This window comes from Mucilaginibacter sp. 320_HR (assembly GCF_059691875.1).
On the sequence record NZ_JCAWAI010000002.1, the window covers coordinates 289,166 to 315,112 of the forward strand.

Consider the following 25,947-nt stretch of genomic DNA (forward strand, 5'->3'; position numbering starts at 1 on the left):
TTTTATCAGCAAATACAACATTGAAGAGTAAACAGGTTAATGACGAGGCAGCCTTACTTGAACTTAAGGCAGATGAATTGGTTAGTTTACTGCAGAAAGGCGTGGTAGATGTAGCGCGTGTGAAAGCCATACAACAAAGAGTTATTATTGCGCTGGACGAGGCATCGTTACCGAAAAAAATTGAAGCTTTTAAAGAAATAGACACCAACGCTGACCGGTTGGATATGCTGAATAGTTTTGAGCAACTACTTTCTCAGCACCAGTTGGATACCGCTGTGTCAAAAAAATATATCACCCGCGAACGGGTAAAAAAAGCCCTGATTGTGGTTATAGGTATTATCATGATAACGCTTGGCATGGCCATGATAATTATGCCGGCTCCGCCATACTTTGAAATGTTTACCATATTCTACTTCAACGATAATGACGGCGTTACAATAATGGATATTATATCGTTGCTTATCGTATTTACGGGCGTATATTTGTTCTTAAGCGCTGTGTTAAAAAAGCAGACGGCTTAACTGAACCTTAATGGCGCAATCCAAAAAAATTTTATTGGTTGACGATAACCCGCTTGTGCTGGAAATGATGGGCAGGGCTTTGTTTAAGGAAGGTTTTGAGTGTATGAAGGCCAACTCCGCAAGCGACGCGCTGAAATTGCTGAAGAATGACAGGCCCGACATTATTTTGTCCGACTATCACATGCCGGAAATAAATGGATTCGAGTTTCGGCAAACGCTTTTATCCTCTCCGGATCTTAGCGACATTCCATTTATGTTCTTAACCAGTGAGGTAGATAATGAGGTAATGCTGGAAGGCATAAACCTGGATGCAGTAGATTATATTTTAAAAGATACGCCTGTAAAGGTGATTGTCACCAAAATAGATAACTTTCTGGCCTCCGTTCGTGAAGAACACGAGCGTACACTTCAGGAACTTAGCAGGCAGGCAATTGCCCTTGGTTTGCGTTCGGTGCCACGGCAAGCGCCAAATATCACCAGTATAGAAGTTGATATCTGGCATAAATCTTTTCAGAATTATCCTGGTGGAGATTTTATTGATTTCATTACCGTTGATGAACAATACACGTTTGCGGTTTTGGGGGATGTGATGGGAAAGAAGTGGGGTGCGTGGTACTTTTCATTCGGATTCTTAAGCTACATACGTGCTGCTGTACGTATCTGCATCGCCGAAGGAAACTTTTCTACCAGGAGCATAATGCAAAAGATCAACTCCGTTGTTTATCATGATCCTGTTGTAAATGATGTGCTTTCGAGCTTATCAATGCTATTGATAGATGCTGTGAATGGCTTAGTAAGATATTCAGGAGCAGGAGACCTGCCTATGCTTTGGTACAATAAGCAGAGCGATACGGTTACCCGCGTGCAGTCGGCCGGGTTGTTGCTGGGTTTGATGCCTGATGGTGATTACGATGAAATTGAAATAAAGTTAAACACCGGCGATCAGTTGTTTGTACTAACAGACGGGTTGATAGACAGTGAGACGGTGGAAGGAAAAAAGACAGACTACAAGTCGTTTGAAAAAGCTGTGCAACCCTTTTGGAGCAGTACGTTTGCAGAATTTAAAAATAGCACATTCCTGAAAGACAAGGCAAACAATCAGGTTGATGATTGCAGCCTCATATACTTAAAAAAAATTAGCTGATGATAGTACAAACAGAAGTTCGAGAATCCGCCACAGTTGCAACCATTTTAGTGAAAGAAGCCAACCTGATGGTTTGTGATCAGTTTAAACAGGAGGTAACGCTATTGCTTGATGGCGGTCAAAAGTATCTGGTAGTTAGTTTTGAAAATGTGATATACGTAGACAGCTCCTTTTTGGGTGCGTTGGTTGCTGCTTTAAAGCACGCCATAGCCCACAAGGCAGATGTGGTTCTGGCCAATCTTAACAAAGATGTCCTGGGATTATTTCAGCTGATAAGGCTTGATAAAGCTTTCAAGATTTACCCATCGGTTGACGACGCACTGGCAGCACAAGTTAAATAATCATCAACTTGGCTTTACATCATTATACCTTTAATAACAAGGCAGAAGAACTGTACCCGCTGGTAACCGAAGTGGAGCAACTTTTGCAGTCGGTGGCTCATGCAAGCAGCGTGGCGGTTTTCCGTGCGAAAGCAGCACTTACCGAACTGCTCACCAATGCTATTAAGCACGCCGGAGATGCAGAGACCACCATCGAAGTTATAGTTGATGATCAGGCTATCCTCATCAAAAAGCTGGACAGGGGAGAACCCCTGGTATTAACTAGTGATGGGTTAAAATACGTATGGCCCTTACCCGGTGTGCATCAGGGAAAAACCATTACTATATACGGCGATGACGAGTTGGTGCTTAAGGCACGGTTCATCAATAACACTGAAATAACTTTTTATACTGAAGAGTTGCTAAACTTACACCCCGACGCCGGCCACCTGCCGGAACACTTCGGATTGATGATAATTGCCAGGGCATGCCTGCACTTTAATTATCAGTTTGACATCGACACCTGTACTAATATCTTCATGGTAAGCATACCTACGGAATAGATTGAAGTAACAGCATATAGGCCCCAGCTAATTCTAATCTGTACTTGCTTTATCAGGGGCAAATTCTTTATTTTTAGCTTCCTTATAAAACACGTGGTCATTACTTTTTTTAACAAACATCGTCAGGTTATTGTATATGGCGCAGCGTTGGCTTTGCTGCTCTTTGTGATGAAGTGGCTCGAATGGCGCTTCCTGATACTTGACCATGCTTTTGAAATATACGCCGGATTGATTGCCCTGATGTTTACAGGCCTGGGCATTTGGCTGGCATTAAAACTTACTACGCCAAAGGTGACCACTATTGTTGTTGAAAAGGAAGTAATAGTAAACAGCCCCGAATTTGTGTTCAACAGGCAGGAACTTGAACGGGTTGGTATAAGCCAGCGCGAACTGGAGGTGCTGCAATTAATGGCCGATGGCTTGAGCAATGCCCAAATTGCTGACAAACTATTTGTATCGCTCAATACCGTTAAAACACATTCGTCAAAAGTTTTTGAAAAGCTGGAAGTGCAAAGGCGTACGCAAGCTGTCGAAAAGGCAAAGCAGATAGGCCTTATACCTCGGTAAACATGGTACTTTCGGGGAATAAAGGCTGTTTATTAAAAATCACCCTAAAGTATGAGCTTGGAAACTTATGTCGTCAGCAACTTTGAGCCATAAACATTAACAAAAAGGTATGAAAAGAAATGTAATTGTGTTTGGGCTGATAAGCGGCTTGCTGATTTCCGCTTTTACGGTTTGTACTATGGCAATGTGCTATAATTCTGGCACGTTGGAAAGCAGCATGGTCATTGGCTTCTCGGCCATGATATTGGCGTTATCGTTGATATTTGTGGCTGTAAAAAACTACCGCGATAAGTATAACGGTGGCGTAGTGACTTTTGGCAAGGCTTTCCAGATTGGATTATTGATCTCGCTTATAGCGTCTACTATGTACACCCTGTCATGGGCCATAGAATACCACGTATTTATACCAGATTGGTTTGATAAATACACTGCCCATGCGTTACGTGACCTTCGTAACAGCGGCAAGGGCGCAACCGAAATAGCAGCCAAAACCCGCGAGCTCAATGAAATGAAAGTAGCTTATCAAAACCCCTTGATATTTGCAGCTTATACCTACTTAGAGATTTTCCCTGTAGGCGTTATTGTGTCCTTAATAGCTGCATTAATATTAAAGAGAAGACAAAGGCCGGCACACTTTGCAACCGCATAACTTAAACATCTATGAAAATAACCATAACAAGCGTGTTGGTTGACAACCAGGACAAAGCACTTAAGTTTTATACTGAAAAACTTGGTTTTGCCATAAAACATAATGTTGATATGGGCGAGTTTAAGTGGCTTACGGTAATATCTCCTGAAGGGCACGACGATGTAGAACTCCTGCTTGAACCAAATGCCAACCCTGCATCAAAAGACTTTCAGGCAGCGCTGTTTCAGCAAGGTATCCCGGCTACTATGTTTAACGTTGAAGACACTAATGCCGAATATGAGCGGCTTAGATTGCTCGGTGTAGAATTTAAGATGCCGCCAACCCAGGCAGGCCCGGTTAAGATTGCGATACTGAATGATACCTGCGGTAACTGGATACAAATTTATCAGCAGTAGTAATAATACTTAGTAAAAGGCGTGTACACCCAACTTATACAAGCGGGGAAGTACACGCCTTTTTTATTGATTTGTGGCACTCAGGCAACCTAAAGCAAGCTAATTATTTGTAATCTTGCACCGCCAATTTACATCCTGTTATGGATTTTACTACCGTTATAAGAAAAGCCTGGGAAGGCTACGATGCTTCAAAAACCATCAGCAAGATTGAGGAGATCAGCGCAATGGTATCTACCAATCATGTATTCCGCATTACCTTTGATGATGACGATATTATCATTGCCAAGCTGTCCAACTTTGGCACTTTTGAGCATTTTAAAGAAGATCACCGGATAATACACTCGCTAAGCAATAACCTGCTTTACCCTTTCGAGAACGTATTAGCCAAGTCGTTGCTGAAGAACAACCGGGTATACATCTATCATTATAAGCAGGGCAGAAGCGATGCCTGGGTTGTTTTTTATAATCCGACCCGTATACTCGACCGCCTCCCGCGCCGGTTGGACGATGAACTGATTAAGCGCCTGGGCCAGCAGATGGGCAAGTTCCATAAGGCATGTTCCAAAATTCGTAATGTGCTGCCAAAGTCATCTAAAACGCTGCGTACAGACATCTACGCGTTACAGCAGCAGCTGGAGAAGAACGAGAAGGATTTTGGTTCTGCCATGCAGGTGGACTTTTTAAAATACCATTGCGACCTGTTCCTGCGCAACCGCTCTAAGTACAACATGAGCTCGTTTGACATTATTCCGGTTTTTATCGATTGGAACATCGGCAATTTTTCGGTAACGCCAAGTTATGAGCTATATTCACGCTGGGATTACGACTGGTTCAGGATGAGCTACCGTGTGCTTGATTTTTATTTCCTGAGCAGGGTAGTGTCAGACGTGGGCGACCGCACAGTATTTAGCTATGTGATCACTACAATGATGGAAGACCGCTTTATCCTCTTTTTGCAAGAGTACCATAAAGTGTACCCGCTTACAGCCGATGAGATCCGTTTTATGAAAGAGGCTTACCGGTTTTTTATCCTCAATTATGTTATCAAGGACGGTAAGCACTTCTTTAGCGAGCAGTACGCTAAGAAGCTGCAGGCGGAGGCCTTTAACGTTTATCTGCCATCAGTAGACCGCGACTTTGACGTTGAAAAAATAGTGGCTGCGCTTGGTTTGAAATAGTCTGCGAAAGGAAAAGTATATTGCTGTTCATATCATTTAAATCATCTCTACCATAGTTACATATGAGGCGCATAGAAGATTTTAGGGAAATAATTGATAATTATGAGGTGGTGTTCTTTGACGCCTTTGGCGTTATAAAAAATTACGGCGGCCTTGTACCCGGTATAGAAAAAACATTTGATTACCTGGAAGAGGTGGGCAAGGAGTATTACATTGTTACCAACGATGCATCCAGGAGCCCTGCGCAACTGGCCGAATCTTACCATAAAAAAGGGCTAACTGCAATAGCTGCCGACAGGGTAATATCCTCGGGTATGCTCACCAAGGAGTACCTGGACCTTAAGGTTGATGAAGGTATAGTAGCTTACCTGGGTACCGAAGATTCTGCGCATTACATTGACAGCTCCGGCCTGCATACCTTACCGGTAAGCGCCATTAACGACGATAATATAGACAGTGTTAACGCGCTGGTGTTTTTGGATGACGAAGGCTTTGACTGGTTTTCAGACCTGAATAGAGCAGTGAACATTTTACGCAGGCGAAACATACCTGCTATCGTCGCAAATACTGATAAGGCATATCCATTATCAGTAAAAGACGTTTCTATAGCGATAGGTGGGCTTGCCGGAATGGTAGAGAACATCGTTGGCAAAAAATTCATTCGCTTTGGTAAGCCTGACTCGCAGATGTTTATGTTTGCTTATGACCTTATACGCGATTACCGGCCCATCAATAAAACTGAAATTGTGATGGTAGGAGATACACTGCAAACCGACATACTGGGAGGTAATAAATTTGGCCTGGATACAGTACTGGTTTTAAGCGGAAACACGCTGCCTGCCGATGCCCACACAAGGATGACCAGCACCGGCATTGTACCCACTTATGTATGCGATACGGCAGTTATTAAATAGAATAATTGTACCTTAGACATCAATCCACCCGGACTAATCAATTATCATTTATATTATGCAAAACATTCTAAAAAACTCAACTTTGTCGTTGGCACTTGCGGGCAGCCTTTTAACTGCGGCTTGTAATCAAAATGCCTCCAAAAGCACAGCTACCATGACAGACAGTACTTCTTCTACAACGGCGGCCGCCACGTTGCCAGCAGCTTCCGGTTTTGAAAAAACTATAGATGGCAAGCAAACTCATTACTTTTTGCTAAGCAACAAAAACGGCTTGAAGGCAGCGGTTACAGATTACGGTGCTCACCTGGTGGGTTTACTTGTTCCGGATAAAGTGGGTAAACTAACCGACGTTGTGCTTGGTTTTGATGATATATCCGGCTTCCAGAAAGCTAAAAGCGCTTACTACGGTGCAACAATAGGCCGTTATGGCAACCGTATTGCCAATGGTAAATTTAAGCTGGATGGCAAGGAGTATACCTTATTTAAAAATAACGGTCCGAATACATTGCACGGCGGTAAGGATGGTTTCGACAGCAAAATTTGGGATGCCAAGCAGATCGACAGCAGCAGCGTGGAGCTTACCTATACCTCAAAGGATATGGAAGAAGGTTTTCCGGGCAACCTTAAAGTAAAAGTGGTGTACACACTTACTGACGACAATGGTATTAAAATCACATATGAAGCTACTACTGATAAGAACACGGTTGTTAATTTAACCAACCACACGTACTTTAATCTTAACGGTGCCGGTAGTGGTACAAACCAGGATCACATTGTACAGATTGCTGCAGACGGCTACACTCCTGTAGACAGCACGTTAATACCGACCGGTAAAATAGAGCCGGTAAAAGGTACACCGTTTGACTTTACAAACGCGACATCCATAGGTAGCCGGATAGGAAATGATGACCAGCAGCTGAAATTTGGCAAGGGATATGATCATAACTACGTGCTGAACAAACACGACATGAATACACCTATTGCAACTGTTATTGGTGACAAAAGCGGTATCCAGATGCAGGTATTCACCGAAGAGCCCGGGCTGCAGTTTTACACTGGTAACTTTATGGATGGCAGCAACACTTTGTTCGGCGGCAAAAAAGACGAGCATCGTACGGCATTTGCTATGGAAACGCAGCACTTCCCTGATTCTCCAAATCAGCCAAACTTTCCAACCACGGTGTTAAAGCCGGGTGCAGTTTACAAAACGCAAACCATTTACAAATTCTCAGTTAAATAATAACAAGAAGGGCTGTTCCGAAAAGAACAGCCCTTCTTGTTTAAAGACAGGTTACTTTCAACCTATTGTGTTCAGCTTAACTCCAAACAGCAATTAACTATCTGCACCGGCAGTTAACAGTTGTTCCACTATTTCGGTATAACCTCGCTCGCTGGCAAAATGCAGCGCGCTGTGGCTGTCATTATCCACTGCATTAACATCTGCTTGGTGTTCTATTAGCAGCGCTGTAAAGTCGTTAAATCCACATTGTGCGGCAACTATGAGCGGTGTTTCACTGTAGCTGTTACGGGAGTTTATTTCAGCTCCGCTATTAATTAATAACTTACCCAAATGATGCTTGCCTATCCCGGCAGCAAAATGCAGTGCGGAATTGCCATTGATCAGATGAAGGTTTACGTCGGCACCGTTTTTAAGCAGAAGCTCTGCCAGGTGTATATTAGAGTTGTTTACCGCCAATATAAGCGGCGTTACACCATCATTATTCAGTTCGTTTACATCTGTATTGCCCTGCTTCAGCAACGCTATAACAGTTTCACTACGATTGTTGTAAACTGCCTGATGTAGGGGCGTATTCCCATGATCATCTTTTTGGGGAGTATCGCTGCCTGGCAGTACCGTAACTAAATCACGGAGGCCGTTTGCTGTTGCATGGTCCAGTATGTTATAGCCGTTATTGTCTTTAACAGTTGTATCTGCACCCAGCGAAATAAGGTAAATCGCCGTCTCGGTCTTATAAGCCAGCACCGCGTAAAATATTGGTGTTTGGCCAATGTTGTTGCTGGTGTTTATATCTGCCCCGGCATCGGTAAGCATCTTTATTATTTCTTTGTTGCCGTTGCGTGCAGCGCAATGGAGTGGCGTTTCGCTCATGTTATTGGCCAGGTTCACATCCGCCCCGGCGTCAATCAGCATCTTTACAATATCCTTGGCACCTTTAGTGCAAACGTAGTACAAAGGAGTATTCCCCATACTGTCGCGTTTGTCTACATTAATGCCTCCTTTTTTTAAGAAAGCCTGTACAACACCTTTTTGGGCACCTTTACAAGCATTTAAAAACATATTATCCATAGCGCATCCGGTTGTATGTTAAGCCGCAGCTTCAATTAATTTCTTTACTACTGCTTCGTTATCTTTTAGCACAGCAATATCCAGCGCAGTTTGTCCGGCATTGTTAATCCGGTCAACCGATGATGGGTCCTTATCCAAAATCAATGATACTATTTTACTCGCAGACATTTTATCCGTGTTGCCTGCCGCGTACATTAAAGCCGTATTGCCGCTGCTGTCAATGTAATTCGCATCAGCATTATTATCCAGCAACAACTCTGCAATGTTGTATTTAGGTTCAATCCCGCGCTCTGCAAAATTTATAAGCGGTGTTTTTCCAAAGGCATTCGGCTTGTTAATGTTGCAACCCGCTTCAATCAGCTCTTCTGCAAGTTTAGTGTTTAAATCGGCAAGGTAACCAGCCATGCATACCGTAGTCAGCGCTGTATTGTTGTCGTTGTCTACAACTGCATCTACATCCAAACCTTGCCGGGTCATTACACGCAACATAGAAATGATGTCCTTTAGATCTTTACTCATTCCCCGGCCGAAGTTGCTTACCGCTTTTGTAAGTAAGTAGTGTACAGCAGTCTCGCCATTGCCGGACCGGAAATTTATATCTGCTCCCCCTTTGGCCAGTAACTCCACCATTGGTAATGATGGATATTCGCATGCCAGCATTAGTGGTGTACGGCGATATTGGTCAGAAACCTCGTTGAGGTCGGCCCCTGCTTTTATAATTGCTTCTACTGCCTCAACATCTCTGTTAAGTACGGCTTCATGTATGGTCATGCCGCCCGTTGCCACATCGCTTTCGTCGCCGGAGAGCAGTGCCGCAATCTCTTTTGCCCCGCTTCGCTGCGCGTAGGTTAAAGGTGTGGTATTAAAAATGTCTTTATCTTCAATGTCAATACCGCCTTTTTCTATCAGGATGCGGACGGTTTGTGTAGCTGCTTCTATAGCGCCGGATATTGTTTTACGGTGAACCAGCTTATCGCATATGGTATGCAAGAGGTTCTTACCTTCTTCCATCGTCGCATCCATCTTTACGTTAGCATCAGCCATGGCTTTAATAAACGGATACATATAAAACAAGCCGGCCTCAAAGTAGGCCAGCTTACCCGAGTCGTTCTTCTTTTTTGGACTAACACCTAACTTTAGCAACTCCTGCGCTGTGTTGTAAATTTTTTCTGACTTGACTTCCAGGTCCGGGCTGCCGAGGTCGAATTTTGTAGTTGCAAGCGCATGTAAAGCGGTGTTGCCGTACTTGTCGCTCGCTGGTTTCAGTCCCGCATTATTCAAAAAAGCAATTCCTTCTACATCAGTAAATCTTGCTGCAAGGTGGTAAAGGTTTTCCTCGCTCTCGTTGATGATGTTGATGTCAGGCAAGGCTTTATAAAGCTCCTGCAGATCAATCCTATCGGCACCGGTGGCAAACATGTTGCGGTAGTAAGCATCCCGTATCTTGTTGTAATCGGCGTTCATAAAGTTATTTTGATCGGGCCGTTGCTAAAGCTTCGGCTATGTTCCTGTAATTTTTATTAGCGATGGGGGTAGCAACTTCAATAACTTTCGCCCAATTGCCAAGCTGTACCCAGCAATCCGTTTTAAGCCTTACAATGTTATCTTTTACCTGCGGGTTGAATTCCGACACATATTTATCTGAAACAGCCTTAAGATGATCATGGGTTTGGTTTTGCTGAGTACGGAGCGCATCGTAAACATAGTCCACCTGAACACTACGATTAGCCGGTTGGGGCGCCAACCCGGCGAAGGCTTTATCGAGACAGGTAACCGCATCATTGTAATTACCAATTTGATAAAAACAAAGCGCCAGATTATACTGTGTGGAAGTTTCGTGTTGTGGCTCTCTTTTTAAAAGAAGGTAAGCTTCAGCATAACGCTGTTGCCCTATAAGCTCGCTTATAAACGCCCCCTGTCGGGCATGTATTTCGGGTGATTTGGTTGATCCTAACAGCATATAAAGTTGTCCTGGTGTCCACGTTTAAAAGCAGAATACCTGAAATTTGTTTGAGCAACCGAAATTGAATTTTACTAAAACCCGTTAGTGCAGCCACATTTACAAGCCATTACAAACATTGCTTTTCCTGCTTCGATGCAGTACTTTTAAGGCGGTTGTTTTAAGAAGTAATAAATTATTAAGTTCCAAATTTTTGTGAAATTAGGCTGTTGAAAACGTGCGGTTTTTAAAGGTAGTTGCATGGTTTTTGGTACGAAAACCTGCTTAACAGTGCTTTTTTAGCGGTTTTTATGAAAATGTAAACAGGTGTTCAAAAACGCAGATAAAGTGATGGATACGAAAAAAGCTGAACACTTTTGAACACCTGAGCTAATTGCGGGCACCTGTATTGTGCCTTATCTTTACCACTGCCCGACAAACTTTGGTGCCAAACGAGGTGTTATCTGCTATATTTACATCACTTTGCTTTTAGATAATCACGGAAGACCGATAAATTACCTCAGGCTTGCTGTAACAGACAGGTGCAACCTGCGCTGCTTCTACTGCATGCCCGAGCATGGCCTGAATTGGCTTAGCCGCGCGGAGCTGATGTCCTACGAGGAGATGCTGCGTACCTGCCGGGTAATGGTGGGTATGGGTATAAATAAAATTCGAATAACGGGTGGCGAGCCGTTCGTCCGTAAGGACATCATGAAGTTGATGGCTGCGATCTCCAACCTCCAAGGCCTGAACGAGTTAACCCTCACCACTAACGGAGTGCTAACTGCACCTTACGTACCGGACCTGAAAAGGATTGGAGTAAGGTCCGTCAATCTGAGCCTGGATACGCTGGATGCCGCCAGGTTTTTTACCATTACGCTTCGTGATGAATTTGCCAGCGTAATGCACACGATGCAAGAGCTGCTAAAGCACGGCATAGATGTTAAGATTAACACAGTTGTGATGGCCGGCAAGAACACACAGGATATCATTTCGCTGGTAAACCTGACCAAAGAACTACCTGTAAGTGTGCGCTTTATTGAAGAAATGCCTTTTAATGGTGATGGCCATGTCTACAGCGGTATGACCTGGGACTACGTTAAAATATTCGAAGAGATCAGAAGTGTTTTTCCGGATATACAAAAACTACCAGACCCGGCTTACTCCACATCATACAACTACAATATTCCCGGGCACAAAGGGTCAATTGGCATAATTGCTGCTTATTCGCGTACTTTTTGCGGTACATGCAACCGCATACGTGTAACCCCGCAGGGTACGCTTAAAACTTGTTTATATGATGACGGCGTACTAAATTTAAAAGACCTGATGCGCAGCGGCGCCGATGATACAATCCTACAAGGTGAATTGCTTAAGGCAATGAGCAACCGGGAAAAGGACGGCTGGATGGCGGAACTTAAAAGTATGCAGAAGCCGGGCAAGAGAGAGTCAATGGCCTCAATAGGAGGGTAATAAAATGATAACGGTAGAACAAGCCGACAGGATTATATTATGTAAGCTTCGTAATTATGGTACTGAACTGGTGCCATTTGAGGAGGCGCTCGGGCGTGTTCTGGCGCAGAATATAGTTGCTGACCGTGACCTGCCACCTTTTAACCGCGCAACTATGGACGGTATCGCCATTAGCTTTGAAGCTTTTTCTAATGGCCTGCGAACGTTCGAAATAGCTGGAACACAAGCTGCAGGTGATACACCTATAGGCATACAACATAGTACTGAATGTGTAGAGATCATGACTGGTGCAGCCCTGTCATCTACTGTTGACACTGTGATACGCTATGAGGATCTCGAGATTACTGGAAGTAAGGCTGTGATTACTGTCAACAATATCAGCAAAGGTCAAAACATCCATTTAAAAGGGAAAGATAAAAAGAAGGATGACGTAGTTGCATCGGCAGGGCAAAAAGTAACTCCCGCAATAGTTGGCCTTGCCACATCTGTTGGAGCGGTAGAACTGCTCGTAAAAAAGTTACCGAAGGTTTTGATTATATCCTCCGGGGATGAGTTGGTAGATGTAAGTGATACGCCAACTGATTATCAGATCCGCAGATCTAACAGCTACACCGTTAAAGCAGCGGTAAGCACGATTGGCTTACAGGTAGATATCCTGCATGTTCCGGATAGTCCTGTTATCATCAAACAACAATTACTTTACTGCCTGCAGTCTTATGATGTGTTGTTGTTGAGCGGCGGGGTAAGCATGGGTAAGTTCGACTATATACCCAAGGCACTCGAAGAATTGGAAGTAACCCAGTTGTTCCACAAAGTGCAGCAGCGGCCGGGTAAACCTTTTTGGTTCGGTAATCATACTGATGGCGCCCTTGTATTTGCTTTTCCGGGTAACCCGGTAGCTACTTTCATGTGCTTGTACCGCTATTTTTTTAACTGGTTAAATGCCACACTCGGGCTGCCTGCTGCAAAGCCGGTTTATGCCTCTTTGGATCGGGATGTCAACTTTTTGCCAACTTTGACTTATTTTCTGCAGGTGAAATTATCATTTTCCGAGGATGGAAGAACACTTGCAACACCCCTTGAAGGCAACGGCTCAGGTGATTTTGCTAACTTAGCAGATACGGATGCTTTTATGGAATTGCCTGCTGAAAGAAATGAATTCAAAGCAGGAGAGGTGTTTCGTTTGTGGAGGTTTTAACAAATCTTCTTAGATCAATCAAACTACAATGCTCAGTCATATAGACGATAAAAATAACCCTACTATGGTTGATGTCTCTGCTAAGCAGATGACGCACCGTACAGCCACTGCGCAAAGCATAGTTGTGCTGCCTGATGCAGTCATGCAATTGATAGAAGGCGAGGAGTTGCAATCAAAAAAGGGTCCGGTGTTTCAAACTGCAATAATAGCCGGCATTATGGCAGCCAAAAAAACCGGCGACTTGATCCCCTTATGCCATCCGCTGGGAATGGAAAACTGTAGCATCAGCATAAAACTACATACAGATAACCAGGTAATTATAGAATGCACTGCAAGCATCACGGCAAAAACAGGTGTGGAGATGGAAGCCCTGGTAGGCGCCTCCCTGGCAGCGCTAACAATTTATGATATGTGCAAAGCAATGAGCCACGACATCATTATAAAAGAAACAAAACTGATAAGTAAAACAGGGGGTAAACGTGACTTCAACCGGGCATAACAAACACGTTGCAATTACAAGACCGGCGTTAGGCAATTTCGCACTTAACGAGTGGGCGATTGTAGGAGGTCCATGCACGGTAATAAAGCTGATTGCTGATAACGTGATCACCAGCCTGACTGCTGATTACAAGTGTGCTTATGCAGATACCTCCCATAATGACGATATTATTGTTGCGCCTGGCAGGCTGGCTAACGGTGCTGCAATGGAGTATACAGATCAATTGAATTATTCTCAGATTAACATCAACTCGAAACTTAGCCCTTTTAAACAGCGGTTCTTATTTGCAGAAATGGACTTAGTGCTGGTAAATGGCAACCATCAGCAGGCAAAAGCGCAGGTAGTGATTATCGATATAAATAAATGCGCTTCTCTCCAAAAAAGAATAGGTGAGCTTACCAATGTTGAATTGATATTATTGGCCGACAATGCTGATGAAGTGTTTGATTTTGTGCAGGAGGCCGTGCCTCTATGGAGGCAACTACCAACGTTTAAAGTTAACGACACTGCAGCAATATCGGATTTTTTCAGATCAAGATTACAACAACGGCAACCAGTCCTTAATGGACTAGTATTAGCCGGCGGGAAAAGCGTTCGGATGGGCCAGGATAAAGGAGCTGTAACCTGGTATGGTAAAGAGCAGCGTTACCATATGGCAGACCTATTGAAAAGCTTCTGTAATGAGGTTTACATATCCTGTAGAGATGCTGTACAGCAGCAGGAGATAGATGAAACTTATAACACCATTACTGATACGTTTACAGATTTGGGTCCATTTGGAGCCATATTATCGGCATTCAGGCAGCAGCCCAACTCAGCCTGGCTGGTTGTTGCCTGCGATATGCCGTTGATAGATGAAGGTATACTACAACACCTAACATTAAACCGCCAGGTCAAAGCCGTCGCAACAACCTATCAAAGCGAAACGACCAATTTTCCGGAACCACTAATTACTATTTGGGAGCCGAAGGCTTATCCTGTACTGTTGCAGTTCCTGGCGCAGGGCTATTCTTGTCCGCGCAAGGTGCTTATCAATGCCAACGTTGCTGTTTTAGATGTACCAGATCAGGAGGCGCTTTCTAATGTAAATACACCCGAAGAAATGGACAGGGTTAGGCATGTTATCGAACAGATATCAAAAAGGCCAAATGGATAAAGATTTATTAAGGTACAGCTGTCAAATGGCTTTGCCGGGCTTCGGCGAATCTGCTCAACGGCTGTTGCAAGCTGCCCGGGTACTTATAGTTGGTGCTGGCGGACTAGGCTGCCCGGCAGCTCAATACCTTGCAGCCTGTGGGGTAGGAACAATTGGAATAGCAGATTATGATGTAGTATCAATTAGTAACCTACACCGGCAAATATTGTATGATCCGGATGATGCAGGTAAAAACAAAGCTATTATTGCTTGTGAGCGTTTGTTACGACAGAATCCCGAGATCCGCCTAGTGCCGCATGTAGATAAGATCACCTCAGCAAATGTGTTGCAAATAACTGACAACTATGATGTTATTGTAGATTGTACCGACAACTTCGACACACGTTATCTTCTTAATGACGCAGGGGTGCTAGGTGACAAGCCCGTTGTCTATGGTGCCATTTACCAGTACGAGGGCCAGGTTGCTGTATGGAATGTAGTTAACCCTGACGGCACCCGCTCGCCTAATTACCGTGATCTTTTCCCGAAAGTTGACGCAAGCCAGGTACCGAATTGTTCGGTGGGCGGGGTTATCCCTACACTGGCGGGGATAATAGGTTGTATGCAGGCTAATGAGGTAATAAAGTACATCACAGGGTCGCCAGATGTCCTTGTGGGGAAAGTACTTGTATTTGATGCGCAAAGCATGCAAAGCAGGATCATTAAAATAGGGGCGACTACCAAAATGAGCATAAAGGAACTTATACAAACTGTTGATGTACAAACGATTTCACCTTTGGAGTTAAAGCGCAGCATTGCAGAAATACAATTAATAGACGTACGTACCTACCAGGAGCGGGATCTGGAGGATATTGGTGGAGAGCACATCCCGTTGGATGCGTTAGAGCAGAATCTTGACAAATTAAGTACCGACAAAAAAGTAGTGTTTTATTGCGCCACAGGCAAACGAAGCACTGAGGCAGTAAAAATAGTAAAGGATAAAATGCAGGCAGTAGATGCGTTTTCTCTACAGGATGGACTCGCAGGCTGGTCGGGATTAGAAGAGCACTGATTAACTGCTAGGGGTGGGCTGCTACCCAGGTTTCACCGTCTTCAAACACTTCTTTTTTCCAGATTGGTACGGTTTGTTTAAGTGTGTCTATTATGTACCGGCAAGACTCGAAAGCAGCATCGCGGTGAGGAGATGATACTGCAATTATTACCGGCACTTCGCCCACCTCCAGAACCCCGGTACGATGATGGACAACTACTTTCAGTAACGGCCATTTTGCAAAAGCTTGCTCAGCTATCTTGATCATCTCCTTAACAGCCATTTGTTCGTAAGCTTCAAACTCGAGTCTTACTACGGCTTTGCCCTTTGTGGCATTGCGCACGGTACCAATAAAAACATCTATGCCACCAGCTTTGGGAGACATTACCTTTTCGATACAGGCAGAGGCGTCTAAAGGTGTTGAATGCAGTTCTACGTTGATGTCCATTTTAACCTCCGCTAACAGGTGGTATAATTGCTACCTCATCACTCATGGTTAAAGCGAGCGTATTGTTAGCATACTCGTTGTTAACAGCAACCATATAGCTGGAAAGCTGCTTCAAACGTGGGTAACGATCTTCCAGTATATTCTTAAGCGCCGCAACATCTGTATTCTCATTAAGGTCGACAGAAATAGTATTGCTGCCGAAGATGTCCTTTGCAATGCCGAATGCCAATATTGTTATCGTCATAGATAAGCAAAGATGCAACAATCCGGCGATACTTGGCAGTATCAGCACTATCTACCTGCGGTTCTCATAGACTTTTAGAAGCTCTTCTACGAGTATACCATTTATTTGCATGCCTGCAATGGTGCAGCCGGATATACTTACGCCGCTAAGGTCACAGTTGGTTAAAGTACTGTTGTTTAAGTCGCAGTTTTCGAACTTTAACGGACGTTGTTTGGCATTAGGGTCATAAAAAGGATGGCCTTCTGGTGGCATACCTATATTGTGGATAAACGCGCCACCTAGTTGAGCACCTTCAATCTCCAGGTCGCTTAGGTTTGCATTGGTGATCTTCACACCCACCAGCGCTACATCCTCAAAGCGGGCATTGTTGAGGCAGGCCATTGTGAACGACGATCCTGCAAGGTTTACTTCAGTTGCCGTTATCTTTTTTTCAGCTTGTGTAATTTCCAGGGTTTCCATTGGTTTTAGATTTCTCAAAGATCACAAGAATTTTCATTATTAATCAGGGGGTAATAGCGACGAAGGAGCATGCTTTTAGCGACTAAATCAGTGTGCCGAAACATAGACAAGGAAGAAAGCTGCTGCTTACACTTGTTAAATGTAGTGCATTAAACCTCTTTAGCTAAGCTCCCCAAGCGGTAATTACGAGCCGCCGCTCGCCGCCATGATCACGGTGTTCGCACAGGTAAACGCCCTGCCATGTACCCAGTGCAAGCCGGCCATTGCGTATCGGTATGGTAACCGAACTGCCAAGCACTGCAGCTTTTAAATGGGCCGGCATGTCATCCGGGCCTTCATAGTTGTGCAGGTAATCCGGATCATTTTCCGGTACTGCTTTATTAAAGTACATTTCAAAATCCTGCCGTACCGTAGGGTCAGCATTTTCGTTAATGCAAAGCGAGGCAGAGGTATGCTGAATAAAAACCTGGCATATACCAGCAGTGATTTGTCCTAACTGCGGAATTGCCGAAACTACTTCTGATGTAATAACGTGAAAACCACGCCTGCGTGCCCTTAGAGAAATACTGTTTTGATAGATGTTCATGATACAGGAACAAACTTAGAGCAAAGAAGTTGGTGTTTCACCCCGTAACGAGTACAATTACCTTTTATAGATCCAACATCCGGGTGGAATACTTAAGAAAACAGCCGACCAACCAGTATTTCAAATTCACTCACTTAACTTACGTTGATACGCCCGGCCAGGCGCGCTCTGCCCACCACTTAACTTATGGACAGAAACCGGCTGTTTAAGTACCATGACGGACGTTTTGGTGTAACTGATACACCCGGATGAAAATAAATTTTTGACTTTTAGGGCAACTATAATTGCTATGGAGGTTACGAACCTTGTATCCTATGGCTTATTGTTTATTTGCAAATCTTGAGAGCTTAAAATTTCTGAAGAGTATTACATAAAACTGACTGCTATAATTAACTCAGATTAGCTAATTACTTTATTTTTGCAGCATAAACTATGGCTGAAAAATCACTCGCGCGCCGCCTGGGGCTTGCACAGGCAACAGCCATAAACATGACCGATATGGTAGGCATAGGCCCCTTCATTACCTTGCCTATGGTAATAGGCATGATGAACGGCCCCTGGTTCTTGTACGCCTGGCTGGCCGGCGCTATTCTTTCCTTTATTGATGCCATGGTTTGGAGCGAGCTTGGTGCCGCTTTCCCGATGGCCGGCGGCTCATACAATTTTTTAAAAGAAACTTACGGCAAAACAAAGCTGGGCAGGCTCATGAGCTTTCTGTTCGTTTGGCAAACTATGATACAGGCACCGCTGGTTATAGCTTCGGCAGCAATTGGGTTTTCTTACTACTTTTCTTTTCTGACGCCACTTACCGGATGGGAATCTAAACTGATGAGCGGAGGGGTAGTTGTGGCTATTGTTGCCTTGCTATACCGAAGAATAGAATCCATCGGGAAAATAAGTGTTGTGCTTTGGGTAGGGGTGCTGGTGACCATGTTCTGGATAATAGGCGGCGGCATAGCCCACGGCAACTTTATGGCGCCAATTAAACACATTAATGATGGTTTAAAAGTTAATTACGCCTTTGTTGCAGCTATAGGTTTTGCCAGTGTCAAAAGCGTTTACAGCTATTTGGGTTATTATAACGTGTGCCATTTGGGCGGCGAGATCATCAATCCTTCTAAGAACATTCCGCGCAGCATGTTCTTATCCATAGCAGGCATAGCACTATTATACCTGTTGATGAACATCAGCGTGGTAAGCGTTATACCATGGCAGCAGGCAAAAGATAGCAAGTTTGTGATAAGTGAGTTTATGCAGTACCTGGCCGGTGACACCGCTGCAAAGGTTGTTACCTGTTTAATTTTACTTGTTGCTTTTTCCTCGGTATTTTCGGCAACTCTTGGTTATAGCCGTATACCATATGCTGCAGCTGCCGACGGTGCTTTTTTTAAGGTATTTGCCAAATTGCACCCTAAAGGCAATTTCCCTTATGTCTCCTTATTGGTGTTAGGTGCCATAGCATTTGTTTTTAGCCTGCTCTTCAAGCTAAGCGATGTGATCAGCGCTATATTGGCCATGCGTATACTAGTGCAGTTTATAGCGCAGGCAATTGGTTTGCTGTTGCTACGTAAGTCCCGAAAAACAAGTCTGTTTCCTTATAAGATGCCATTCTTTCCCGTTCCGGTAATACTTGCCGTTCTCATTTGGCTGGGTATACTCATCTCTACAGGGTTGCACATGGTGGCCGGCGGATTGATAGCTATAGCTGCAGGCACGGTAGTCTACTTTGTAAAAGCAAAGATGAACCAGGAATGGCCTTATCAACCTAAAAACATTGCGGAATAAAAACTCTTAGCATAAAGTTATTTAGCTTACCTGCTGACGAATATTCTTCCTGAAGTTTGATGGGTTTACTCCAACCAATTTCTTGAATAGCTTATTAAAATAAGAGAGGCTTTCAAAGCCAACATCGTAGCAGGTTTCCGTAATGTTCTTGTCTTGCATCAACAGGTTTTTAGCAATATCTATACGGTACTGGTTCACAAAGTCGGTAAAGGTCATCTTGGTCTGCCGTTTAAAATACCGGCAGAAAGCAGCTGTTGTGAGGTTTACCTTAGCTGCCACCATATTCACGTCCGGCTTGCGGTTGTAATTAGCATCTATATACTCGTATATCGCACCCATCCTGATCTTGTCCTTCAGGAAAAATTGCATGCTGATATCATCTTCATTTAATATTAGGTACTCGTTTGATTTTGCTAGCACATTGAATATACGCACGAGCTCTATTAACTGCTCAAATGAGTTCATCTCCTTTAGGTTTTTCAGCCGGGAAGCTATGGTTGCCCTCGTTTCACCGTAAAATGCTATTCCCCCTTTGGCTTTTTTAAACAGCTGATCTATAAGTGCCATTTCCGGTGCCGTACCAATAGCTTTGCCCAAAAAATTTTCCCGTAGCTGAACAACTATCTGGTGGTAATCGCTGCGCAGGCGATAATCAAAATTGAGGTGCGGGATGTTACTGCCAATTAGCACCAGGTCGCTTTGCGTATAGCTGGAGATGTGTGCTCCCACGTGCCTTATGCCGGCATCCGCTTCAACATACACCAGTTCAAACTCAGGGTGGTAATGCCATAAAAAAGTATTTCTCAGCCGCGGAGAAAACAGCTTGAATGACTTGCCCGGTTCGAAGTCTACTTTTTCTAACTGTATTTCGTTCATCTATTATTGATTACAATCTCCAGTTAAAGATAGAATATTGGTCAATACAGAGCAAGTTTCTGTCATTGTAAAGAATATTGAAGGGTAAGGCCAGCTTTACATTTGTATCACAAACCACATTAAACATTATGACTGAGCAAAAAACAATGGCGACAATGACAATGGCCGCCGGACCGAAAAATGCCCATAAGGAAATACCCGGCAATCCGTCTACTGCAAAATCAAGCACGCTTAATCTTAATGACCGCAGTTCCGGAAAGCCACTACACGTGTTAAGTGAAGATGACTGGAAGTTTTGGATAGAAAATGGTTACGTAATAATAAAGAACGCCGTACCTCGCGAACAGGCAGAAAAGCTTGCGGCTTATTTATGGGAATATGAAGATAAAGATGCCAATAATATTAACACCTGGTATAAACGGCCAAACGCACAAATGCAGATGGCTGAATTAAATAATACGGGCATGGTTGAGATATATAATCATCAACTCATGTGGGACAACCGCCAAACACCGAAAGTTCATCAATCCTTTGCTGATGTATGGGGTACGGAAAAGCTTTGGGTTACGATAGACCGTGCCAATCTTAATTTTCCACTGCGGCCAGGGTTTGAGTATAAAGGCTTTATCCATTGGGATTATGATCCGGAAACAAAGCCGCAAAACGTGCAAGGCGTATTGGCACTGGCCGACCAGACTGATGAAGCTATGGGGGGCTTTCAGTGCATGCCTGAATTATACCGCACATACGACACCTGGAAGCTTACACAACCTGCAGACCGCGACCATTACAAACCCGATACTACCGGTTTTGAATTGGTGAAGGTTAAACTGGAGGCTGGTGATCTGTTGATTTTTAATAGCTTGCTGCCACACGGCATACGTGCAAATACAAGCGGTAATAAAGTGCGTATTGCACAGTATATTGCTATGATGCCAGCTCAAGAGGATGACGAGGACCTTGTTAACTGGCGTATAAATAGCTGGAAAAGCCGCGAAGCTATGCAGGGTTATGCGTTCCCCGGCGATCCGCTCGAACGCGAAAAGAAAAACCCGGTAGCTGAGCTTACCGAACTCGGGGAGAAGTTGCTGGGCGTACGCAAGTGGTAAATGCCGATAAGTAAAACAACTAAAGGGAAGGAATAACGCTTCCCTTTAGTTATACTTCATTTATCCACCTTTCGGCGTCGTGGTAATCTGTAAAGAATTGTACAGTAACATTGCCTATACTTACATCCGCACTTTTTTCCGCAGCAAGCCTGGCGAACGCGCTGGGCGAGTAGATCCATGCAAAATACCGTAGCCCGGCTGCCTCCATCATCGGAAACCATTCCTGAGCTGCCCAGTCAGATGCCTCAGACCAATTACCAATAACGTGAGTATTATCGTTAAGTACCCTGCTCACTTTATTATGTTTTAACATGCGCAGCATACGCATTCCGCCAGCCTTTACGCTTTCCAGGTCCTGAAATCCCGTCCAGTCTACATCCAACCGCCTGGCTGCTTCGTTGTAAGTTACGGTAATGGTTTTATCCTTGTAAAACACATCATCCTGATCAATTATTTCTACAGGTTCGTCATTCTGCAATGGAAGGCGGAAGAAGAAGGTGGTGCCCTGTCCTTGACGGCTTTCTATCCAAAAGGTGCCATGGTGGCGTTTTAATATTTCCGAGGAGATGAACAGGCCCAAACCAAGGCCCTCAAAACGCATAGCGGTGTTATCTACGCGGTAATAACGGTCGAAAAGTTTGTCCAGGTGTTCTTCGTCTATTCCAATACCAAAGTCTTCAACGGACACTACCACGCCATTGTCCTGCACCCTGGAGTTGATAAGGATACGCCCACCGTTTGGTGAGTATTTAACAGCGTTGGTTAAAAAGTTGTTCATCACCTGTTCCAGCCTGAGCCTGTCGCCCGTGTAAGTAAGCTCATCTGCACTTTCCAGTATTATCTGATGGTTATCTGCTTTTAACTGCACACTTTCTATCGAGTCGGACAGCATTTGGGTAAAATTAAATGGTTGCAACTCGTAGGTCATTTTGCCGGCGTTTATGCGGGTTACGTCCAGCAAATCACATATTAGTTTTTCCAATCGAAAAATATGGTCAGCCGATTTGCCAATAAATCCATTCAACTTTTCGGGATCTTTTGTGCGCTGCATCAGCTGATTAAAAGCTTTAATGCTGGTTAGCGGCGTTTTTAGCTCGTGACTGGCAATGGATAAAAACTCATCCTTTTTATGCTCATTAGCTTTCTGCAGGTCAATGTTGGTGTTTGTTCCTAGCCATAATGTAACTACGCCGTTTTCCCGGAATGGTACCGCCCTGGCCAGGTGCCAAATGTAGCTGCCATCCTTCATTTTTAAGCGAAACTCGGTTAAGTATGGCGACTCTGTTGTAAGTGCGGCTCGCCATGCATGCATACATCCAGGCAAATCATCGGGATGGATAAATTGCTGCCAGCCATAGCCAACAACTTCGTGCCCCGCAAAGCCGAAATCGTTTGCAACTACATCATTTACATAATCAAGAGCGCCGTCAGGCCTTGCGGTCCAAACCTGCTGTGGTATAGCGTTCAGCATAAAACGGAACCGCTCTTCACTTTGCTCAAGTTTGCGCCGGGCTTCTACCTGCTCAGTCACGTCCTGGCATAGCACCATAACACCGGTTACTGTACCATCAGTTTCGTGATAGGGTTGGTAAGCCAGGTTTAAAAAGCCTTCTATTGTTTTGTCGTCGTTGTATACAAAATAAGGCTGGTCATACAGGTAAAGGGTTTCACCGCTATCGCGCACGCGTTCAATTATAGGGCGGAAGGTTGCTTCGGCTTCCGGGATAATGCTAAACAGCGCCTTGCCCTGCAGTTCATCGGTTGTCCGACCAATGAGATTGCCGTAAATTTTATTTACTACGTCAACCTTAAAGTCTTTTCCCGTAACCAGTATAATACCTATAGTAGCATCGTTAACCAGGTTGCTAAGCCGTTGCTGGGTTGCTGTTAAACCGGCTAATGTTTCGCGGAGGTGCTGCTGCGTTATATTAAGTTCTTCGTTTGTTGCCGCAAGTTCTTCATTGGCAGCCAGCATCTCTTCATTGGCGGCTCTTATTTCTTCATTTAAACCCTGCTGCTCTTCTATGCTTTCTTCCAGTTGTTTTGTACGTTCGGCAACACGGTCTTCAAGCTGGGTGTTTAGTTCTCGTAAGCTGTACTGCGCTTTTTGCAGATCTTCGTTGGTTGAGGTAAGTTCCTCATTTGATGCCTGTAGCTCTTCGTGGATTGCTTGTAGTTCCCCGTAAGCAGCCTTAAGTTGTTCGTTCGCTTCGGATAACTTCTGCTCGTTTAACTCCAGGGTTTTCCTGGCGAGTACATGTTCTGTAATTTCGTATTTAAAGCTAAGCAGCGCATCTATTTCGCCTTTGTCGTTCCTAAGTGGCTGGTAGACACTATTGAAATAATGGTCTATCAGTTTGCCGCCTTTATAAGCTGCCAATGGCACGTAAAGTTCATTTTCGATGTGGGGTTCACCCGTCGAGTAAACTTGATGTAAAACGTCTATTATAGGTTGATTATTCAGTTCGGGTAAAGCAGCCAGTAAAGGCAGGCCTAGTATGTCTCTCCCCGGAAACAACTCCTGCTGATACTGAGGATTTACATAATCAAAAACCATATCCTCTCCGCGAAAAATTGCTATTTGTGCAGGTATATCGTGAAAAAGGCGCTCCATCTGCTCGGCTAGAACCTTCGCCTTTATTGCAGACTTATGCTCATCTTCAAGCGCGTCCTTCAATCTGTTTTCACGCAGCACCTGCTCTGTAACCTCTTTTGTAAGATGGATGATATACTTAAGGTTCCCGTTGGCACCTTTAACGGGTTTATTGGTTGTTTTCCAATATCGCTCTTTTAAGCTGGCAGCTCCCACAGTTTCCGGTGTGTCAAACCGTGTGACAGGCAACTCATGTGCTTCACCGGTGCTGATCACTTTACGGAGAGATTGTTCAATACCCTGATCAATGTTTGGCAGCCATTGTGCATAGGTGGGGAATACATCAAACAGATGCTGTCCGCTCATATCTGTTCGGGTCTTGTGCGTAGTAGTAAGGTAAGCATCGCTTGCCTCTATAATTATCAAGTCCGGAGATAGCAAAAGAATGTTTTGCGGTAAGTTCTTGAAAATTAAAAGTTCTTCCGGATTAAGGTCGTTAGTAAAATTCGGCTGCATCAGACGTTTAGATAGCTTCTTCAGAGTGCAAGGATACTAAACCAATACAACTTGATTAATAAAAAGTTTGCCGGTACAAAAAAATGTGTTTGTTGCAGTGCCTGCTTGTTTCAAATCAAAATAGCTACTTTAGCTTATGATGAACAAGGATGGGAAGAAAAAGATATTCGTGCTGGATACATCTGTGATTCTGTACGATCATAATGCCTTCGAGAACTTTCAGGAACACGATGTTGCCATACCTATTCAGGTGCTGGAAGAATTGGATAATATGAAGAGCGGTAACGACACCAGGAACTTTGAAGCGCGCAGCTTTATCAGACTGATGGACAGGTTTTCTCAAAACTCGCTTATCAACCAGTGGACTCCACTTGACGGAAAAACCAAAGGCAGCTTTAAGGTTATAATGGACGTAAAGAACGCCAGCGCTGATGCTGAAGCTGTTTTTGGTTCCGAAAAGATAGATCACCGGATATTGAATGCGGCGCTGGGCGTACAGTTCGAGCACCCTGATAAAAAGGTCATTCTTGTCTCCAAGGATATTTGCCTGCGACTAAAGGCGAAAGCCCTGAATATTCATGCCGAGGACTATGAAACAGGTAAAGTAAAAAACCTTGATGAGCTCTACAGTGGTAAAACCGTACTTAGTAAAGTAACCGAAAAGCTGCTGGGTAAGCTGAACAAGAGCGACAGCTTGCCGGCCGAGGAATTCAGCATTAAACCAAATGCAGGGAATCACTTTTATATACTCAACAGCAAAAACGGTAACGGCGCAACCGGCTTTTACAACGCAACTACAAAGCAGGTAGAAAAGGTAACAGAGCAACCTGTGCTTAACATTCATCCGCGTAATACCGAGCAAGCGCTGGCGATACATGCGCTGCTGCATCCGGATATAAAGCTGGTTACTATCCAGGGAAATGCCGGTACCGGCAAAACGCTGCTTGCCCTGGCCAGCGCGCTGGAACAACGCAAGTACTATCGCCAGATATTTGTTACCCGGCCCATAGTGCCGCTGAGCAATAAAGACATCGGCTTTTTACCGGGTGATGTAAAGTCAAAGATCGACCCGTATATGGCACCGATATGGGACAACCTTAAGTTTATTAAAGACCAGTTTGCCGACGACGAAAAGATGCGCGCAAAGATAGACGAGCTGGTAACCAACGACAAGATATCCATCACACCGCTGGCCTTCATACGCGGGCGTACGCTGAGCAAGATATTCTTTATTGTCGACGAAGCACAGAACCTTACACCACATGAGGTGAAAACCATCATCTCCCGTGCGGGTGAAAACAGCAAATTTGTGTTCACAGGCGACATTTACCAGATAGATACGCCGTACCTGGATGCGGAAAGTAACGGATTATCCTACCTTATTGACAAAGCTAAGGGTCATCCATTGTACGCGCATATTACCCTGCAAAAAGGGGAGAGGAGCGAACTGGCTAACCTTGCAACTGAGCTGCTGTAG

27 protein-coding genes are annotated in these 25,947 nt (G+C 44.3%); 18 read left to right on the forward strand and 9 right to left on the reverse strand.

The window, feature by feature from the left end:
• Window positions 1-20 precede the first annotated feature (20 nt).
• From AC59GT_RS06855 to AC59GT_RS06900, 10 genes are all read left to right on the forward strand, one after another.
• A complete protein-coding gene (locus AC59GT_RS06855; RefSeq protein WP_497236931.1) occupies window positions 21-521 on the forward strand; it encodes a hypothetical protein in 501 nt (166 codons plus the stop codon).
• Window positions 522-531: 10 nt separating this feature from the next.
• Window positions 532-1,665: a SpoIIE family protein phosphatase gene (locus tag AC59GT_RS06860; protein ID WP_497236932.1), complete on the forward strand. Its 1,134-nt coding sequence runs from the start codon at window positions 532-534 to the stop codon at window positions 1,663-1,665.
• Complete coding sequence (locus AC59GT_RS06865) at window positions 1,665-2,006, forward strand: STAS domain-containing protein (protein WP_497236933.1); 342 nt, start codon at window positions 1,665-1,667, stop codon at window positions 2,004-2,006. Before AC59GT_RS06860 ends, AC59GT_RS06865 begins: the two co-directional genes overlap by 1 nt.
• An 8-nt stretch (window positions 2,007-2,014) precedes the next feature.
• On the forward strand, window positions 2,015-2,548 hold the full coding sequence (locus AC59GT_RS06870; protein WP_497236934.1) for an ATP-binding protein: 534 nt from the start codon (window positions 2,015-2,017) through the stop codon (window positions 2,546-2,548).
• 93 nt (window positions 2,549-2,641) lie between these two features.
• Complete coding sequence (locus tag AC59GT_RS06875; protein WP_497236935.1) at window positions 2,642-3,115, forward strand: helix-turn-helix transcriptional regulator; 474 nt, start codon at window positions 2,642-2,644, stop codon at window positions 3,113-3,115.
• A gap of 109 nt (window positions 3,116-3,224) precedes the next feature.
• On the forward strand, window positions 3,225-3,764 hold the full coding sequence (locus AC59GT_RS06880; protein WP_497236936.1) for a DUF4199 domain-containing protein: 540 nt from the start codon (window positions 3,225-3,227) through the stop codon (window positions 3,762-3,764).
• Between the two features lie 11 nt (window positions 3,765-3,775).
• Complete coding sequence (locus AC59GT_RS06885) at window positions 3,776-4,159, forward strand: VOC family protein (protein WP_497236937.1); 384 nt, start codon at window positions 3,776-3,778, stop codon at window positions 4,157-4,159.
• A gap of 140 nt (window positions 4,160-4,299) precedes the next feature.
• Window positions 4,300-5,337 carry an aminoglycoside phosphotransferase/kinase family protein gene (locus tag AC59GT_RS06890; RefSeq protein WP_497236938.1) on the forward strand — a complete coding sequence of 346 codons (1,038 nt, stop codon included), beginning with the start codon at window positions 4,300-4,302 and terminating at the stop codon, window positions 5,335-5,337.
• A 62-nt stretch (window positions 5,338-5,399) separates the two neighbouring features.
• Window positions 5,400-6,251 carry an HAD-IIA family hydrolase gene (locus AC59GT_RS06895; RefSeq protein WP_497236939.1) on the forward strand — a complete coding sequence of 284 codons (852 nt, stop codon included), beginning with the start codon at window positions 5,400-5,402 and terminating at the stop codon, window positions 6,249-6,251.
• A gap of 55 nt (window positions 6,252-6,306) precedes the next feature.
• Window positions 6,307-7,491, forward strand: a complete 1,185-nt coding sequence (locus tag AC59GT_RS06900) for an aldose epimerase family protein (RefSeq protein ID WP_497236940.1) — start codon at window positions 6,307-6,309, stop codon at window positions 7,489-7,491.
• 93 nt (window positions 7,492-7,584) lie between these two features.
• On the opposite strand, the gene AC59GT_RS06905 is transcribed toward AC59GT_RS06900, so the two are convergent.
• Genes AC59GT_RS06905 through AC59GT_RS06915 form a run of 3 tightly spaced genes read right to left on the reverse strand, consistent with a single transcriptional unit; the run spans window position 7,585 to window position 10,519 of the window.
• Window positions 7,585-8,559, reverse strand: a complete 975-nt coding sequence (locus AC59GT_RS06905; protein WP_497236941.1) for an ankyrin repeat domain-containing protein — start codon at window positions 8,557-8,559, stop codon at window positions 7,585-7,587.
• An 18-nt stretch (window positions 8,560-8,577) separates the two neighbouring features.
• On the reverse strand, window positions 8,578-10,023 hold the full coding sequence (locus tag AC59GT_RS06910) for an ankyrin repeat domain-containing protein (protein WP_497236942.1): 1,446 nt from the start codon (window positions 10,021-10,023) through the stop codon (window positions 8,578-8,580).
• Between the two features lie 4 nt (window positions 10,024-10,027).
• Window positions 10,028-10,519 carry a hypothetical protein gene (locus AC59GT_RS06915; RefSeq protein ID WP_497236943.1) on the reverse strand — a complete coding sequence of 164 codons (492 nt, stop codon included), beginning with the start codon at window positions 10,517-10,519 and terminating at the stop codon, window positions 10,028-10,030.
• Window positions 10,520-10,909: 390 nt separating this feature from the next.
• Here AC59GT_RS06915 and moaA point away from each other — a divergent pair, with 390 nt between their 5' ends.
• The 5 genes from moaA to AC59GT_RS06940 are packed head-to-tail and all read left to right on the forward strand — an operon-like array spanning window position 10,910 to window position 15,875.
• Entirely contained in the window at window positions 10,910-11,971 is a 1,062-nt protein-coding gene (gene moaA, locus AC59GT_RS06920) for a GTP 3',8-cyclase MoaA (RefSeq protein WP_497236944.1), read from the forward strand.
• Between the two features lie 4 nt (window positions 11,972-11,975).
• Window positions 11,976-13,169, forward strand: a complete 1,194-nt coding sequence (locus tag AC59GT_RS06925; protein ID WP_497236945.1) for a molybdopterin molybdotransferase MoeA — start codon at window positions 11,976-11,978, stop codon at window positions 13,167-13,169.
• 28 nt (window positions 13,170-13,197) lie between these two features.
• On the forward strand, window positions 13,198-13,668 hold the full coding sequence (gene moaC / locus AC59GT_RS06930; protein WP_497236946.1) for a cyclic pyranopterin monophosphate synthase MoaC: 471 nt from the start codon (window positions 13,198-13,200) through the stop codon (window positions 13,666-13,668).
• Entirely contained in the window at window positions 13,649-14,824 is a 1,176-nt protein-coding gene (locus AC59GT_RS06935; protein WP_497236947.1) for an NTP transferase domain-containing protein, read from the forward strand. The genes moaC and AC59GT_RS06935 overlap by 20 nt, the downstream gene beginning before the upstream one ends.
• Window positions 14,817-15,875 (forward strand): ThiF family adenylyltransferase, encoded by a 1,059-nt coding sequence (locus tag AC59GT_RS06940; RefSeq protein WP_497236948.1) that lies wholly within the window; start codon window positions 14,817-14,819, stop codon window positions 15,873-15,875. The genes AC59GT_RS06935 and AC59GT_RS06940 overlap by 8 nt, the downstream gene beginning before the upstream one ends.
• A 7-nt stretch (window positions 15,876-15,882) precedes the next feature.
• Here the strand turns inward: AC59GT_RS06940 and AC59GT_RS06945 are convergent, their stop codons facing one another.
• The 4 genes from AC59GT_RS06945 to AC59GT_RS06960 all read right to left on the reverse strand — a co-directional run bounded on the left by AC59GT_RS06945 (window position 15,883) and on the right by AC59GT_RS06960 (window position 17,591).
• Entirely contained in the window at window positions 15,883-16,302 is a 420-nt protein-coding gene (locus AC59GT_RS06945) for a molybdenum cofactor biosynthesis protein MoaE (protein WP_497236949.1), read from the reverse strand.
• Window position 16,303: 1 nt separating this feature from the next.
• Window positions 16,304-16,546, reverse strand: coding sequence for a MoaD/ThiS family protein (locus AC59GT_RS06950; protein ID WP_497236950.1), 243 nt, complete (start codon window positions 16,544-16,546; stop codon window positions 16,304-16,306).
• 51 nt (window positions 16,547-16,597) lie between these two features.
• Window positions 16,598-17,005, reverse strand: a complete 408-nt coding sequence (locus AC59GT_RS06955) for a pentapeptide repeat-containing protein (protein ID WP_497236951.1) — start codon at window positions 17,003-17,005, stop codon at window positions 16,598-16,600.
• A gap of 163 nt (window positions 17,006-17,168) precedes the next feature.
• A complete protein-coding gene (locus tag AC59GT_RS06960) occupies window positions 17,169-17,591 on the reverse strand; it encodes a secondary thiamine-phosphate synthase enzyme YjbQ (RefSeq protein WP_497236952.1) in 423 nt (140 codons plus the stop codon).
• Window positions 17,592-18,023: 432 nt separating this feature from the next.
• On the opposite strand from AC59GT_RS06960, the gene AC59GT_RS06965 reads away from it, so the two are divergent.
• Window positions 18,024-19,376: an APC family permease gene (locus tag AC59GT_RS06965; RefSeq protein ID WP_497236953.1), complete on the forward strand. Its 1,353-nt coding sequence runs from the start codon at window positions 18,024-18,026 to the stop codon at window positions 19,374-19,376.
• Between the two features lie 21 nt (window positions 19,377-19,397).
• Here the strand turns inward: AC59GT_RS06965 and AC59GT_RS06970 are convergent, their stop codons facing one another.
• Complete coding sequence (locus tag AC59GT_RS06970; protein ID WP_497236954.1) at window positions 19,398-20,252, reverse strand: helix-turn-helix domain-containing protein; 855 nt, start codon at window positions 20,250-20,252, stop codon at window positions 19,398-19,400.
• 128 nt (window positions 20,253-20,380) lie between these two features.
• Here AC59GT_RS06970 and AC59GT_RS06975 point away from each other — a divergent pair, with 128 nt between their 5' ends.
• On the forward strand, window positions 20,381-21,361 hold the full coding sequence (locus tag AC59GT_RS06975) for a phytanoyl-CoA dioxygenase family protein (protein WP_497236955.1): 981 nt from the start codon (window positions 20,381-20,383) through the stop codon (window positions 21,359-21,361).
• 49 nt (window positions 21,362-21,410) lie between these two features.
• On the opposite strand, the gene AC59GT_RS06980 is transcribed toward AC59GT_RS06975, so the two are convergent.
• Complete coding sequence (locus AC59GT_RS06980; RefSeq protein WP_497236956.1) at window positions 21,411-24,470, reverse strand: PAS domain-containing protein; 3,060 nt, start codon at window positions 24,468-24,470, stop codon at window positions 21,411-21,413.
• Window positions 24,471-24,606: 136 nt separating this feature from the next.
• On the opposite strand from AC59GT_RS06980, the gene AC59GT_RS06985 reads away from it, so the two are divergent.
• Window positions 24,607-25,947, forward strand: a complete 1,341-nt coding sequence (locus AC59GT_RS06985; protein ID WP_497236957.1) for a PhoH family protein — start codon at window positions 24,607-24,609, stop codon at window positions 25,945-25,947.